This is a genomic window from Caballeronia sp. LZ035, from assembly GCF_031451175.1.
Taxonomy (GTDB): Bacteria; Pseudomonadota; Gammaproteobacteria; order Burkholderiales; family Burkholderiaceae; genus Caballeronia.
Genome location: NZ_JARUXS010000001.1, coordinates 1,022,664 through 1,037,547, shown reverse-complemented (window position 1 = coordinate 1,037,547; position 14,884 = coordinate 1,022,664). Strand labels below are relative to the sequence as shown.

Sequence of the window (14,884 nt, the reverse complement as noted above, 5' to 3'; positions counted from 1 at the left end):
CGCGCGTCATCCGGCGCTCGACCACAGCGCCGTGCCGTTCGCGGCATAGATGACCAGATGGCCGTCTTTCTGGATCAGCGCAATCGCACCCGGATGACCCGACGTGCGGGTCTGCCACACCCGCGCGCCGTTCTTGTCGTACAGCACCAGATTGCCGTCTGCCTCCATGCGAACTTCCGCTCCCGGCGGCCCGGCGTTCTGTGACGACCACACGACCACGCCGTTCTGCATCGCGACGAGATAGCCGTCGTCCTGCACCGTCAGCGTGACGCCGCCGCTGCACGCCGCCAGCGCTCCACCCACGCCGAAACCTTCACCCGGCGCCAGTCGGCCACAGGCGCCCGGTGCGTTGACGGCCGGCAGCGCCGCGAACCAGCTCAGATCGGCCGCGTCCGCGATGGCCTGCGCGCCCGCGTCGTTCGGATGCAGATGGTCGCCGCTGTCGAACGCCGGTGCATACGCGGCCTGATTGCCGACGTCACCGGTCGCCTCAGCCTGGTCGAGCACCGCATCACAGCCGCTGCTGGCGCGATCGCGCAGGAACCCGTTGATCTGCTCGCGCGTGGCTTCGATGGCCGGCGTCCACTCCGCGATGCCCTGGAACGGCGTCAGCGTCGAGCAGACCACGCCGAGCTGCGCGGCGTGCGCCTGCCCGATCACACGCCGGTAGGCGTCTTCGAGTTGCGTCGCGGTCGGCGGAGTGTCGTTAATGAGACTGTTGACAGCCTCATCCGAGACGATCACCCATTTCACGTTCGCCTGCCCCAGCACGTCGCGGGCAAAGCGCGTGAGTCCGGCCTGACCCGCGCCATCCGTGAAGAAACCGTTGCCGCCGATGGCCTCGCTCAGCACGCCAACCGTCATGCCCGCGCGCGCCAGCCGCACCGCCAGCCGGTTGGGCCAGCGCCGGTTGCCGTTCGGCGTGGTCCCGAGCCCCTCCGTGATCGACGCGCCGAACGCGACCACCGCGCCCGTCGCGGCGGCATTCATCACGTCGATGCCCGTCAGGAAATAGACCGACTGCCCGCCCGCCGCATTTGCGACACCGCCCGCAAACGCAGCATCGGCGCTCACGTCGCCGGGCGCGATGTAGACGTCCTGCAAGCCGAGATCGTTGCCGGTCGAATTCGGCGGCGTTTTTGACGGCACATGCAGGCTCACGGCGAGATCCGCGAGCGCGGGCACGTCGAAGGCAACGGCATCGCTTTGCACCGAGCCGCCCGCCGGAATCGTGACGTAGGGCTGGCCGCTGAACGTGACCAGGCGATCGGTGCCTGCGACCGTGGCCGACCCGCGTGCGCGCCGCGCGAGATGCACGTCGCCGATGGTCACGGGCTGCGTTCCGTACAGGTTCGAGAGCGTCACCCGCGCCGCCGTACCGCCGATGCTCGTACGCACGATGTGCCGGATCGTCTGGTTATCGAAGCCGTCGTCGGACGCGATGGACGGCGCGCTCGACCACGTGCCGGTCCATTGCGTCTGGGCGAAAGCCCCCGGCGTGCCGGACCACAGAGCGAGCAGCGCCAGCAACCCAAGAACGTACCTCTGCAGTACCGGCTTCATATCCGCCTCCGTTTCCGGCCGGACGCCGGACATGCGGTTTTTCGCATTGTCGTCCCTGCAGCGCCCCTGGACACGGCCATGCCTCGAAAAAAAAGCCGCATGAACGTTCGCTCATGCGGCTTCTATCCTTCCCGGCGCGGCACGAATCACACGACGTTCATCGCCATCGCGCTCGCGCGATAGTGCTCCGCGGCCTGCTGCGTATCGCCGAGCTGTTCATGCAGACGGGCGAGCGCGCGATGCGTGCGGATCTTGAGCGGTTCGTTGTCGGCGAGCTTCAGCGCCGATTCGAGAAAAGCCTGCGCCTTGCCCCACAACTGCTGATGCAGGCACAACCGGCCGAGCGTGAAGAGCAGATCGGCGTCTTCGCTGCGCTCCTTCTGCCAGGCCTCGGCGCGCTGGATCAGCGGGAAGGCGTCGCCGCCGACGATGCAGTCCGGATAACGCCGCAACAGCCGCGCATCCCAGTTGTGCGCGAGCGCGTCCTCGACGATCTTCTTCGCTTCCGCGCGACGGTCGAGCGCGATCAGCAGCTCGGCGGCGAGATCGGCGAGACGCGGCGACTGACGCTCGATGGCCGAGAGCGACTGCCAGAACTCGATCAGCGCATCGGGATTGTGACGCCGGTCGCGCAGCAGGTTTTCCGCCGCTACCTGGCGCAGCCGCATGGCCACCGCCGGATGCAGCGCCTCGCGCTTCTCCAGCATGCGCACGAGCTTCAGGACTTCGCCCCAGTTTTTCAACTGCTGCTGCGCCCGCAGCGCGATCTGCTGCGCGTGAATGCGCCGGCCGCCCTGCGCCTGCATCTCGGTCAACGCGACGAGCGCGCCATCGGCGTCGCGGCCGTCAGCGCGCATGTCGGCGGTGGCCATCAGGCGCGCGTCCTGCCACTCGGGGCCGCCCACCTGTGTAAGCCATTCGTCGCGCCGGGCATACTCGTGCAGCCGGTGCGCCGCGCTCGCGCCGATCAGCCCGGCCGCGCCCTTGTTGTCGGTCACGGCGAGCGCATCGCGCGCGGCCTTCTCGGCCTTCGAAAAACGGCCGGCATACAGATGTCCGACCGCGTCGCGCAGCGCGGCATTCGCCTTTGCCAGCTTGCTGCGCGCACGATAGGCCGCCACCCGCGACGGCATTTTCCAGACGCCGCGCGCCGCGCGAATCAACGCGTACAGCACCAGGAACAACACCACCAGCGCGACCACGAACAGGTTCAGCGACATGTCTACGCGATACGGCGGCATGACCAGCAGGATCTGTCCGCCGTTGAAGCCGCCGACCGTCGCGACGATCACCGCGACGGCGAACAGCAGCGCAAGCCAGATGAGTCCACGAGTCGTCATCATCCGCCTCGCTTGAACTGGTGGACGGCGGCGAGGCTGTCGTTGAGGTTCGGCACGGCGACCGCGAGCGACGCCTGATCGACCTGCTTCACCAGCTCGCGCACCGCTTCCACCTTCTTCGACGACGGATCGAAGTAGCGGGCGAGCGCGGCGTCGGCGGCGCTCAGGTCCGACTTCAGCGTGGGTTCACTGCGCGACAGCAGCGACAAACGCGCCGACAACAGCCGCAGCTTGACGTTCTCACGCACGAAGTAGCCTTGGTCGGGCGACGTGAGCATGGCGTCGGCGTTATCGATGCGGCGCACCGACACGAGGCTCGAAAGCTGTTGTCCGATGCCGTTCGTGATCTGCCGCCACAGCACCTTCCAGCGCGGCTCGCCGGTGGCGGCGGCGACGGAAGCGCTGTCCGCGGGCGCGTCGGCCTGGGCGCGCGCACGGGCGATCGGCGCTTCGCCGGCGAGCGGCAACTGGTCGATCTGGCCGATGGCCGTGTCGAGCTTGATGGCGAGACCGGTGAGGTCGGTGGTCGGCGCGGACTTGAGCTTGTCCATGTCCTGCGCGATCGCCTTGCGGATCGCCACGACCTGCGGGCCATTGGTGGCGGCGAGGCGGGTGTCGGCGCTCTGCAGGGCGAACAGCGCCAGTTGCACGTTGCCGGTCAATTGGAGCTGCTGGCTTGCGCTCGACAGGATCTGCTCGACTTCGGCGACGGTCCAGTCGTCGCGATTGCTCGCGAGATCCTGATATTGCTGCTGCAACGCCTGGCTGTGCGCTTCGGCGTCCGCGAGCTTGCCTTGCATCTGGATGAGCTGGGTGTTGAGCGCGGTGGTGGCGCTCGCGGCCTGATCGGCCCTGGCGCGCAGCTCGGCGTTCTGCTGGTCCGCCTGCGCGAGCCGCTGCGACAGTTGCGTGCCGGCGCGGTCGAACTTGCGGTTCAGGACGAACGCACCCGCGCCCGCCGCCACCGCCAGAACGACGATGACGACCCACAACAGGACAAGGCCCGCGGCGCCGCGCCGCTTCTGCTGCTCGAATGGCGTGAACGGCGTGTTGGGCGGCAAGGGCGGTGTCACGTTCGGCTGAGGTGCGTCTTTCTTGGAATTGTTCGGATCAGTCATGCGTGATGGAGCCGGTTGAGGGGCCGGTTGAGGGGCCGGGGCCGGTTGAGAAGCCGGAGCAGCAGGTGCGTCAGCCTCAGGGTGCCCGTGGGTCTGGGCCGTATGGAGCGTCCGGGCCGATGCCTCCGCGTCGCTCGTGCCGGACGGAAACAAGGCTTCCAGCGCGTGGACGATGCGGTCGTCCCCCGCGCCGGACACCGTCATCCTATCAAAACCCGCTCCCCGCGCGGCCTCGGCGATGCGCGGATGGGGGCAGACCAGCGGCGCGCGTTTCAGGCGCGCGATTTCATCGGCGGTCAGATGCTCCCAGGCCAGTTCGTTCAGATTGCGCACGCCTTCGGAGCTGGTCAGCAGCCACGCGTGCGGCGCGTCCTGCATGGGCGGCTCGCCGGTGAGCAGCGCGTGCACGCGCTCCCACTTCTGCATCGACGGCTCCGGCAACACGCGCCGGTACGCAGCGGCCTTCTCCACCTGCGCGCCCGCAGCGACCAGGCGCTCGGCGAGCCATTCGCGGCCGCCGTCGCCACGCACGATCAGCACGCGCCGGCCTTCAAGACCGGTGGCGCCGAACTCGGCTTCGATGGCTGCGTACAGCGCTTCGGAATCGAAACGGGGATCGGCTTCCTCCGCCGACGGCGTAATCACGCGCTGCGCGGGCGCATGCACGCCCTGGCGGGCAAGCGCAGCCACCGAGCCGGGGCCCACCACGGCCACCGGCAAATCAGCGGGCCACGGCGCGGCGAGCCGGCTGAACGCGTGATCCACCGCATTCGGCGACACGAACACCACCAGTGCGTAACGTTCGGGCGCGTCAGGCGGCAGATAGAGCTGATCGAGCGCGGCGCGCAGCGGGGCGTCGTCGGCGACGGGCGCAATATCGATGAGCGGAAATTCCAGCGTGTCGAACCCCGCGCTGGCGAGACGCGCGAGCAGCGTGGACGACTGTCCCGCCGGACGCGTGACGATGACGGTGGCGCGGCGCGGGCCCGGCATCAGGAACGCGGCCCCGCGGGCGCCGTGTTCGGACCGTCGCCGGAGCGCGAAGTGGCGAGCGCCGCGACGATCTCCAGCGCGCCTTGCGCTTCGAGGTCCGTCGACACGCGCTGGCCCAGCGCGAGCGCGGCGGCGAGGTCGGGCGCGCGCACGGATTCTTCGGCGCGCAACACGCGCCGGCCATCCGGCATCGATACCGCGCCGCGCAGATGCAGCGCGTCGCCCTGCCATTCGGCATACGCGGCGAGCGGCACTTCACAGCTGCCGCCCAGTGCGCGCGATACGGCCCGTTCCGCTTCGACGGCCAGCGCGGTCCGCATGTCATGCAGCGGCGCGAGCCACGCGGCGAGTTCGGCGCGGTCGGCGCGAATCTCGATGCCGAGCGCGCCCTGCCCCGCCGCCGGCAGACTCTGCGCCGGTTCGAGACGCGCGCGGATACGTGCTTCCAGGCCGAGCCGCTTGAGACCCGCGGCCGCGAGAATGATCGCCGCATACTCGCCGCGATCCAGCTTGCCGAGACGCGTGTCGAGATTGCCGCGCAGAGGGCGCACGTCGAGCAGCGGAAAGCGCGCGCGAATCATGGCTTCGCGACGCAGGCTCGAGGTGCCGACGACGCTTCCCGCCGGCAGCGCTTCGAGCGATTCGAAATGCGGCGAGACGAAGGCGTCGCACGGGTCCTCGCGCTCGAGAATGGCGCCGAGCGTGAAGCCTTCGGGCAGTTCCATCGGCACGTCCTTGAGCGAATGCACCGCGAGATCGGCGCGGCCTTCGGCGAGCGCGGCTTCGAGTTCCTTCACGAAAAGACCCTTGCCGCCGACCTTCGACAGCGTGCGATCGAGGATCTGATCGCCGCGCGTGGTCATTCCAAGGATCTTCACGTCGCAACGTGGATATAATTTGTGCAGCGCACACCGCACATGTTCGGCTTGCCACAGGGCAAGGCGGCTTTCCCGCGAAGCGATGGTCAGGGTTGCGGGCGGTGTCGCCGAATGCGTCTCGGAATTCATTGATGCTTGATTGAATGACGGGATTGATGAATGGACATTAGCGAACAATGGTAGCACGCACGCCACGGCTCACCGACCCGCCGGCATCGCGCGAAAGCCTTGTCCGATGCGCCTTTCGGGGCATTCGCGGCACGTTCGGACCCAGCGGAATGGCGGCTCGGCGCCGCCTTCGCCCGGTTCGCGTGGCGCGACGCGGTGAATCGCGCGGCATGCTGTCGCAAGTGTGAAGCACGGCCGTTCGGCGGCCGGCGCTTGCTCGCCGTACCCACGCGCCGATTCGGCGTTTCGAGTCGATGTGCCCTGGCTGTGCCGCTTCTGAGAGGAACTCAACGTGACGTCTTCTGCATCGGCTCGCTCCGCGCGCCGCAACGCCGCATCGCCCCAGTCTTCCCCCGCCGGCACGCCCGCGCCGGCCAGCGACCGCCACCGTCGCCGCCCCGGCCAGCCGGCCACCGTCGCCAAGGCATCGAAGGCCGCCATCGCGCCGAAACCCCGGCCCGGCATCAAGGCGGCTTCAAAGACTGCTTCAAAGGCCGCTTCAAAGTCGGCGCAGAAGTCCGTTCCCAAGCCTGCGCTCAAGACGCCCGCCGCGTCGAAGACCATGCCGAAACCCTCCACCCGCGCGCGCGACGACAAGGACCGGCCGCTCCTCGAAGACATCCGCTTCCTGGGCCGTCTGCTCGGCGAAGTGCTGCGCGAGCAGGAAGGCGACGCCGTGTTCGACGTGGTCGAAGCCATTCGTCAGACGGCCGTGAAGTTCCGCCGCGAAGACGACGTCGAGGCCTCGCAGGCGCTGGAAAAGAAGCTGCGCGCGTTGTCGCCGGAACAGACCGTCTCGGTCGTGCGCGCGTTCAGCTACTTCTCGCATCTCGCGAACATCGCCGAAGACCGTCATCACAACCGCCGCCGCCGCATTCACGCGCTCGCCGGCTCCGGCTCGCAACCCGGCACGATCGCCTACGCGATCGAACGCATGCGCGAACAACAGACCGTCAGCGCGACCCGCAAACAGCTCGACAAGTTCTTCGGCGACGCGCTGATCGTGCCGGTCCTCACCGCGCATCCGACCGAAGTGTCGCGCAAGAGCATTCTCGATGCGCAGCACGACATCGCCCGCCTGCTCGCCGAACGCGACCAGGAACTGACCGCGCGTGAACGCGCCCGCAACGAAGCGGTGTTGCGCGCGCGCGTGACGTCGCTATGGCAGACCCGCATGCTGCGCGAAGCGCGCCTCACGGTCACCGATGAAATCGACAACGCGCTGTCCTACTACCGCGCCACCTTCCTGGCCGAGATTCCGGCGCTCTACGCGGACATCGAGACCGCGCTCGGCGAACACGGGCTGCCCGTGCGCCTGCCGCCGTTCTTCCAGATGGGCAGCTGGATTGGCGGCGACCGCGACGGCAATCCGTTCGTCGTCGGCGAAACGCTCGAAACCGCGATCACGCGCCAGGCAGCGGTGATCTTCGAGCACTATCTGGAACAGGTGCATTTGCTGGGCGCGGAACTGTCCGTGTCGAACCTGCTCGCCGGGTCGAGCGAGGCGCTTCAGGCGCTCGCCGACGCCTCGCCGGACCAGTCGGTGCATCGCACGGACGAGCCGTACCGGCGCGCGCTGATCGGCATGTACACGCGGCTCGCGGCCAGCGCGCGTGTGCGTCTCGGCGAAGGCGTCGTGGCGCTGCGCAGCGCCGGGCCGGGCGCCCCGCAGATTCGCGCGACGCCTTACGCGGACGCCTCCGAATTCACCCGCGACCTGCATGTGCTGGTCGATTCGCTCGCCGAGCATCATGGTGCGTCCATGTCCATCCTGCGGCTCTCGCCGCTGGTGCGCGCGTCGGAAGTGTTCGGCTTCCATCTGGCGAGCATCGACTTGCGGCAGAGCTCGGACATCCACGAGGCGGTCATCGCCGAACTGCTCGCGCGGGCCGGCGTGAGCGCCGACTACGCGGCGCTCTCCGAGGAAGAAAAACGCGCGGTGCTGCTGAAGGAACTGGCCCAGCCGCGTCCGCTGCGCCTGCCGTATGCCGATTATTCCGACCTCGCGAAAAGCGAACTCGGCGTGCTGGAAGCGGCGCGCGAGACCCGTCGCAAGTTCGGCGCGCGCGCCGTGCGCAACTACATCATTTCGCACACGGAAACGGTCAGCGACCTGCTGGAAGTGATGCTGCTGCAGAAGGAAACCGGCGTGCTGCAAGGCTGCCTCGGCAGCCGGGAAGACTCCGCGCGCGACGGCCTGATGGTGATTCCGCTGTTCGAGACCATCGCCGACCTGCGCAATGCGCCGGTCATCATGGGCGAGTTCTTCGCGCTGCCGGGCATCGACGCGCTGGTGCGCAACCAGGGCAACGAGCAAGAAGTGATGCTCGGCTATTCCGACAGCAACAAGGACGGCGGCTTTCTCACCTCGAACTGGGAGCTGTATCGCGCGGAACTGGCGCTGGTCACCTTGTTCAAGGAACGCGGCACGACGCTGCGTCTGTTCCACGGCCGGGGCGGCACGGTGGGACGCGGCGGCGGCCCGACCTACCAGGCCATCCTGTCGCAACCGCCCGGCACCGTCGACGGACAGATCCGCCTGACCGAACAGGGCGAAGTGATTTCGAGCAAGTTCGGCAATCCCGAAATCGGCCGGCGCAATCTGGAGACGGTGGTCGCCGCGACGCTCGAAGCCTCGCTGCTGCCGCACGAAAATGCGCCCGCGCAATTGCCGCAGTTCGAAGACGTGATGCAGACGCTCTCGGATTCGGCGATGGCCGCCTATCGCGCGCTCGTCTACGAGACGCCGGGCTTCACCGACTACTTCTTCTCGTCGACGCCGATTGCCGAGATCGCCGAGCTGAACATCGGCAGCCGGCCGGCCTCGCGCAAGATGCAGGACCCGAAGCAGCGCAAGATCGAGGATCTGCGCGCGATTCCGTGGGGTTTCTCGTGGGGCCAGTGCCGTTTGTTGCTGACCGGCTGGTATGGCTTCGGCAGCGCGGTGACGGCGTATCTCGACCAACCCGGCTCCGAGGAAGAACGCGCCAGACGCCTCGCCCTGCTGCGCAAGATGTGCAAGACCTGGCCGTTCTTCAAGAACCTGCTGTCGAACATGGACATGGTGCTCGCCAAGACCGATCTCGCGGTCGCGTCGCGCTATGCACAGCTCGTCAGCGACAAGAAGCTGCGCAAGCACGTGTTCGACCGCATCGTCGCGGAGCATGAGCGCACGTGCGGCGTGCTCGCGGAGATCACCGGCCGGGGCGAACGTCTCTCCGACAACCCGCTGCTCGCGCGTTCGATCAAGAACCGCTTCCCGTATCTGGATCCGCTCAATCACCTTCAGGTCGAATTGCTCAAGCGGCATCGCGCGGGCGACCAGAACGTGCGGCTCAGGCGCGGCATTCACCTGACCATCAACGGCATCGCGGCCGGCTTGCGCAACACCGGCTGATGCGTGGCGGCGCCTTGTGTGTGCAGCACAACGGCGCCGCTGACCTCAGTCGCGCCGTTGCGCCTCGATCAGCATCGCATCGAGTTCGAACGAGCCATCCTCCGTCACGCTGAAGTACTGGCGCACTTCGTCGGGCGCGCTGTCCCACATCGAGCGAATGGCCGTCACGCGCTCGGGCGGCGTGCGCATGCGCGTCACCCATGCATCAAATTCGAGCGGAATGCGCCAGCGTTCGCCGACGCGCGCCTCGAAACCGGCGGCGTCCAGCATCGCGAGCCATTCGTCCGCGCGATAGTCGCGGATATGCGAGGCGTCGCGCAGCACTTCGATGGCCTGGATATGCGTGTCGTAGAGCGGATCGTCGACGCCCGCAATGTCGATGAAGCGCAGCCGCCCGCCCGGCTTCAGCACGCGATGCACCTCCCGCAGCGCCGCCGGCACGTCGCGCCAGTGATGCGCGCTCATGCGGCTCACGGCCCAGTTGAACGATCCATCGGCGAAGGGCAGCGTTTCCGCTGCGCCCTGCTGCGTGCGCACGGTCGTGAGGCCGCGTTCGCGCGCGGCGGCTTCGACCGTCGCCAGCATCTGCGGCGCGATGTCGTAGGCCACCACTTCGCGCACGTGCGGCGCAATCGCGAAGCTCGCGTGGCCCGCGCCGCAGCCCATGTCCAGCACGGTCGCGTTGCCGCAGGTGGCCGCGAAGGTCGCGGCGAGCGTCTGCAAGTCCGCGCCGCTCGCGTGGACGGCGCTCGTGAGGTAAGCGGCAGCCGTGCTGCCGAAGGCGTCCGCGACCTGTTCGTGGTGTTTCATGGCGAATCTCCGGTTCGGTGTGGGGAAGGTCTGGCGCTACAAGCCGCTACAATAGAGCCCGCCCTGTACCGGTACAAGTCAAGCAGTTATTCTGGTATCTCCACCACCTGTCATGGCTGAACCCCGCTTTCAGCGCCTTGCATGAGTTCCATAGAAAAGTCCGACATCCTCGCCGAAACGCCCGCCCGCGCGCTCGGCGAGTTCATCCGCGCGCATCGCGAACGCCTCTCGCCGCAGGCCGTCGGGCTGGCGCCCGGCCCGCGCCGCCGCACGCCCGGCCTGCGCCGCGAGGAAGTGGCGCAACTGTGCGGCGTGAGCCCCACCTGGTACACCTGGATCGAACAGGGCCGGCCGGTATCCGCCTCCGCCGACGCACTCGCGCGCATCGCGGTCGCGTTGCAGCTGTCGCGCGCCGAGCGCGCCTATCTGTTCGAGCTGGCGGCGCAGCGCGATCCCGCCGAGCCCGACCCCGCCAGCCAGGACGCGCCCGCCGCGCTGCTGCAGACGGTCGGCCTGATCGGCGCGCCGGCTTACGTGCTCGACCGCCAATGGAACGCGCTGCGCTGGAACGCGCCGGCGGCGGATCTGTTCGTCGGCTGGCTCGACGGCGCGCACGACCGCAACTTGCTGACCTACACCTTCACGTCGGCGGCGGCGCGCGAACTGATCGTCGACTGGGACACGCGCGCGCGGCGGCTCGCGGCCGAGTTCCGGGCGGATTCCATCCGCCATCTGAACGATCCGCCGACGCGCGCGCTGATCGACACCCTGAGCGCCGCGAGCGATGCGTTCGCGCGCTACTGGGCCTCGCAGGACGTGTTCGAGCGCGAAGGCGGCGAGCGCGCGTTCCATCATCCGGCGCGCGGCCGCGTGGTGTTCAACCAGATCACCTTCAAGCCGGCGCATCGCGAAGATCTGAAGCTCGTGATCCTCGTCGGGGAGGCGTGACGCCTTTTGTTAAAATCCCAGTCTTCCGGCTGCGCAACGCGCCGCTCCTTCCGTCCGCCACAGCACAGCACATCACCATGAGTTCCCAACTCCACAAAAAAGGCGAGGCCTGGTCCGCGCGCTTCTCCGAGCCGATGTCGGAGCTCGTCAAACGCTATACGTCGTCGGTGTTCTTCGACAAGCGCCTCGCCCTCGTCGACATCCAGGGCTCGCTCGCGCATGCCTCGATGCTCGCGGCACAGAAGATCATCGGCGCCGACGACCTCGCGGCCATCGAGCGCGGCATGGCGCAGATCAAGGGCGAGATCGAGCGCGGCGAATTCGAGTGGAAGCTGGATCTGGAAGACGTGCATCTGAACATCGAGGCGCGCCTGACCGCGCTGATCGGCGATGCCGGCAAGCGCCTGCACACCGGCCGCTCGCGCAACGACCAGGTGGCCACCGACATCCGCCTGTGGCTGCGCGGCGAGATCGACCGCATCGGCGATCTCCTGAAGGATCTGCGCGGCGCGCTGATCGACATGGCCGAGCAACACGCCGACACCATCATGCCCGGCTTCACGCATTTGCAGGTCGCGCAGCCGGTGACCTTCGGTCACCATCTGCTCGCCTACGTCGAGATGTTCTCGCGCGACGCCGAACGCATGCGCGACGCCCGCAAGCGAGTGAACCGCCTGCCGCTGGGCGCGGCGGCGCTGGCCGGCACGAGCTATCCGATCGACCGCGAGGCGGTCGCCAGGACGCTCGGCTTCGAGGGCATCTGCGCGAACTCGCTCGACGCCGTGTCGGACCGCGACTTCGCGATCGAATTCACGGCGGCCGCCGCGCTCGTCATGACGCACGTGTCGCGTTTCTCCGAGGAACTGGTGCTGTGGATGAGCCCGCGCGTCGGCTTCATCGATCTGGCCGACCGCTTCTGCACCGGTTCGTCGATCATGCCGCAGAAGAAGAACCCGGACGTCCCGGAACTCGCGCGCGGCAAGACCGGCCGCGTGAACGGCCATCTGATGGCGCTGCTGACGCTGATGAAAGGCCAGCCGCTCGCCTACAACAAGGACAATCAGGAAGACAAGGAGCCGCTGTTCGACACCGTCGATACAGTCGCCGACACGCTGCGCATCTTCGCGGAAATGGCCGCGGGCATCACGGTGAAGCCGCAGGCGATGCGCGCCGCGGCGCTGCAAGGCTTCTCCACCGCCACCGATCTCGCGGACTATCTCGTCAAGCGCGGCCTGCCGTTCCGCGATGCGCACGAGGCGGTGGCGCACGCGGTGCGCATTTGCGTGGACCGCGAGTGTGACATCGCGGACCTGTCGCTGGACGAGATGCGTAAGGAACTGCCGAACGTCGCGCATCTGATCGGCGAGGACGTGTTCGAGTATCTGACGCTCGAAGGTTCGGTCGCGAGCCGCGCCCATGCGGGCGGCACCGCGCCGGATCAGGTGCGGGCGGCGGCGCAGGCCGCGCGCGCGGCGCTCTGACCGTGCGAGATTTCACCGCGCCCTGAAGACCCCCGAGGCCGTTCGCAAGAACGGCCTTTTTCGTTCCCGGCCGCGACCGAGTGTCCCTGCGCAATGCCCGGCTGATTCGCGATAATCGGGTGTCGCGCCCTCCACGCCTCCCACACCCTCCACGCCATGATCATCCGCCCCAAGCTCAACTGGTTCCGGCTGCTGTTCGTCTGGCGCGGCTCCGTGCTGCCGCAGCTTCTGCCGCGGCTCGGGCTGATCTTCGTGTTGTCGGTGACGGCGATCATCATGCACGACACCATGCGCGCCTATCCGGTCGAACTCGGCACGCCGCCGTTCGCGCTGGTGGGCATCGCGCTCGCGGTGTTTCTCGGCTTTCGCAACAGCGCGGCCTATGAGCGCTGGTGGGAAGGCCGCAAGCTGTGGGGCGCGTTGCTGAACACCTCGCGCGCGCTCGCGCAACAGGCGCTGACGCTCGCGGCGCCGCGCGAGCCGGTGCAGTCGCGCCAGTTCATCGCCGCGCTCGGCGCGTTGGCGCATGCGCTGCGTCACCAGTTGCGCGGCACCGACGCCTTGGCCGATCTCGCCCCGCGCGTGCCGCCCGAGCTGCACGCGCGTCTCGCGGCCGCGACCTTTCGCCCGGCGCTCATCATGCTCTGGCTCGGCGAATGGGTCGCACAGCGTCAGCGCGAAGGCGCCCTCGACGGCTATGCGGTGCTCGCCTTGCAGCACAACCTGAACGTGCTGTCGGACGTGATCGGCGGCTGCGAACGCCTCGCCTCGACGCCACTGCCGTTCTCGTACTCGGTGATGATCCACCGCACCATCTATCTGTTCTGCGCGTTCCTGCCGTTCGGCCTCGTCGACGGCGCCGGCCTGCTCACGCCGTTGTTCGCGTTGCTGCTCGCCTATGCGTTCATGGCGCTCGAAGCGATCGCCGCGCAGATCGAGGACCCGTTCGGGCTCGAAGAGAACGATCTCGCGCTGAATACCATCTGCGAAGGGATCGAAACCGCCCTGCACGACCTCGCCGCCGACTCCGGCTTCGCGCGCGCGCCGCGCTGCGCGACGAACACGCCCGACTACATTCTCGACTGACCCTTCTTCCTCTCAAGCAGGGTGCGCATGACATCGTCGATAATCGTGCGCACTCAACCTGGAGGAAACGTTTTGAAACTGTTCTACAAGGCGGGCGCGTGCTCGCTCGCCTCGCATATCGCGCTCGAGGAATCCGGTCTGGCCTACACCACCGAAGCCGTCGATCTCAAGACCAAGACCACCGCGAGCGGCGCCGACTTCAACCAGATCAACCCGAAAGGCTATGTTCCGGCGCTGTTGCTCGACAACGGCGAACTGCTGACCGAAGGTCCGGCAATCATGCAGTACGTGGCCGATCAGGCGCCGGAAAAAAATCTCGCCCCGCTCGCCGACGCGATGGCGCGCTATCGGCTGCAAAGCTGGCTCACGTTCATCGGCACCGAGCTGCACAAGAACTTCTCTCCGCTCTTCACCCCGCGCCTGGCCAGCGATTCCCGAGCCGCCGCCATGGCCACGCTCGAGCGCCGTCTCGCGTATGTCGCGCATCACATCGACGACAAGCAGTTCCTGCTCGGCGACACGTTCAGCATCGGCGACGCCTATCTCTTCACCGTGCTCGGCTGGGCGAAGCATGTGGATCTCGATCTCGGCAAATGGCCGGCGCTCGTCGCGTATCAGGAACGGGTCGGCGCACGCCACGGCGTGCAGGCGGCAATGAAGGCAGAAGGCTTGCTGTGAGCCTTGCCGCTTGACCATAGCGTCATCGGCAGATGCGCCGCACGAGCCATTTGTACAGACGGTCGAGCGTCGGCACGATGCGGCGCTCGGTCCAGTCGAACGACAGCGTGGCCACCGAGACGAGCATCGCGCTGCACACGAAACCCGTGAACCAGGGCTCGATAGCCGGCCAGTCCAGCAGCGCGCGACAGGACAGGTAGTACCCGCCCACCAGCGAGATAAGAAAGAAGATCACCGCGCGCCATGACGAATGCTCGCGCGAGCGCGTCAGGTGAATCAGCGCGCCGCACACAACGCCCAGCGTCTGCGCCGGATCGGCATGCATGCCGGATGCCAACGGATCGAAGCAGCGCACCATGTCCATCAGGCATTCGGACCCGCAGGCAGGCGTGACCGGATAGAGAACGATCATGATCTGAAGTGT

At 67.7% G+C, this 14,884-nt stretch carries 11 protein-coding genes; 5 read left to right on the top strand and 6 right to left on the bottom strand.

The window, feature by feature from the left end:
• Positions 1-6: 6 nt before the first annotated feature.
• From QCE88_RS04850 to hemC, 4 genes are all read right to left on the bottom strand, one after another.
• Complete coding sequence (locus QCE88_RS04850) at positions 7-1,563, bottom strand: GDSL-type esterase/lipase family protein (protein ID WP_309899673.1); 1,557 nt, start codon at positions 1,561-1,563, stop codon at positions 7-9.
• Positions 1,564-1,709: 146 nt separating this feature from the next.
• Complete coding sequence (locus tag QCE88_RS04845) at positions 1,710-2,903, bottom strand: heme biosynthesis protein HemY (protein WP_309903401.1); 1,194 nt, start codon at positions 2,901-2,903, stop codon at positions 1,710-1,712.
• Entirely contained in the window at positions 2,903-5,014 is a 2,112-nt protein-coding gene (hemDX, locus tag QCE88_RS04840) for a fused uroporphyrinogen-III synthase HemD/membrane protein HemX (RefSeq protein WP_309899671.1), read from the bottom strand. Before hemDX ends, QCE88_RS04845 begins: the two co-directional genes overlap by 1 nt.
• Positions 5,014-6,021 (bottom strand): hydroxymethylbilane synthase, encoded by a 1,008-nt coding sequence (gene hemC, locus QCE88_RS04835; RefSeq protein WP_309899669.1) that lies wholly within the window; start codon positions 6,019-6,021, stop codon positions 5,014-5,016. The genes hemDX and hemC overlap by 1 nt, the downstream gene beginning before the upstream one ends.
• 331 nt (positions 6,022-6,352) lie before the next feature.
• On the opposite strand from hemC, the gene ppc reads away from it, so the two are divergent.
• Positions 6,353-9,457: a phosphoenolpyruvate carboxylase gene (ppc, locus tag QCE88_RS04830; RefSeq protein WP_309899667.1), complete on the top strand. Its 3,105-nt coding sequence runs from the start codon at positions 6,353-6,355 to the stop codon at positions 9,455-9,457.
• Positions 9,458-9,502: 45 nt separating this feature from the next.
• On the opposite strand, the gene QCE88_RS04825 is transcribed toward ppc, so the two are convergent.
• Positions 9,503-10,267 (bottom strand): class I SAM-dependent methyltransferase, encoded by a 765-nt coding sequence (locus QCE88_RS04825; protein WP_309899664.1) that lies wholly within the window; start codon positions 10,265-10,267, stop codon positions 9,503-9,505.
• A gap of 141 nt (positions 10,268-10,408) precedes the next feature.
• Between QCE88_RS04825 and QCE88_RS04820 the strand changes: the two genes are divergently transcribed.
• The 4 genes from QCE88_RS04820 (at position 10,409) to gstA (ending at position 14,460) form a co-directional block, all read left to right on the top strand.
• Entirely contained in the window at positions 10,409-11,215 is an 807-nt protein-coding gene (locus tag QCE88_RS04820) for a helix-turn-helix transcriptional regulator (RefSeq protein ID WP_309899663.1), read from the top strand.
• A 77-nt stretch (positions 11,216-11,292) separates the two neighbouring features.
• A complete protein-coding gene (gene argH / locus QCE88_RS04815) occupies positions 11,293-12,696 on the top strand; it encodes an argininosuccinate lyase (protein WP_309899661.1) in 1,404 nt (467 codons plus the stop codon).
• 156 nt (positions 12,697-12,852) lie between these two features.
• A complete protein-coding gene (locus tag QCE88_RS04810; RefSeq protein WP_309899659.1) occupies positions 12,853-13,782 on the top strand; it encodes a bestrophin family ion channel in 930 nt (309 codons plus the stop codon).
• A 72-nt stretch (positions 13,783-13,854) separates the two neighbouring features.
• Entirely contained in the window at positions 13,855-14,460 is a 606-nt protein-coding gene (gstA, locus tag QCE88_RS04805; protein WP_309899657.1) for a glutathione transferase GstA, read from the top strand.
• Between the two features lie 22 nt (positions 14,461-14,482).
• Here gstA and QCE88_RS04800 read toward each other — a convergent pair whose 3' ends face one another.
• Entirely contained in the window at positions 14,483-14,872 is a 390-nt protein-coding gene (locus QCE88_RS04800) for a putative holin (protein ID WP_309899655.1), read from the bottom strand.
• Positions 14,873-14,884: the final 12 nt, after the last annotated feature.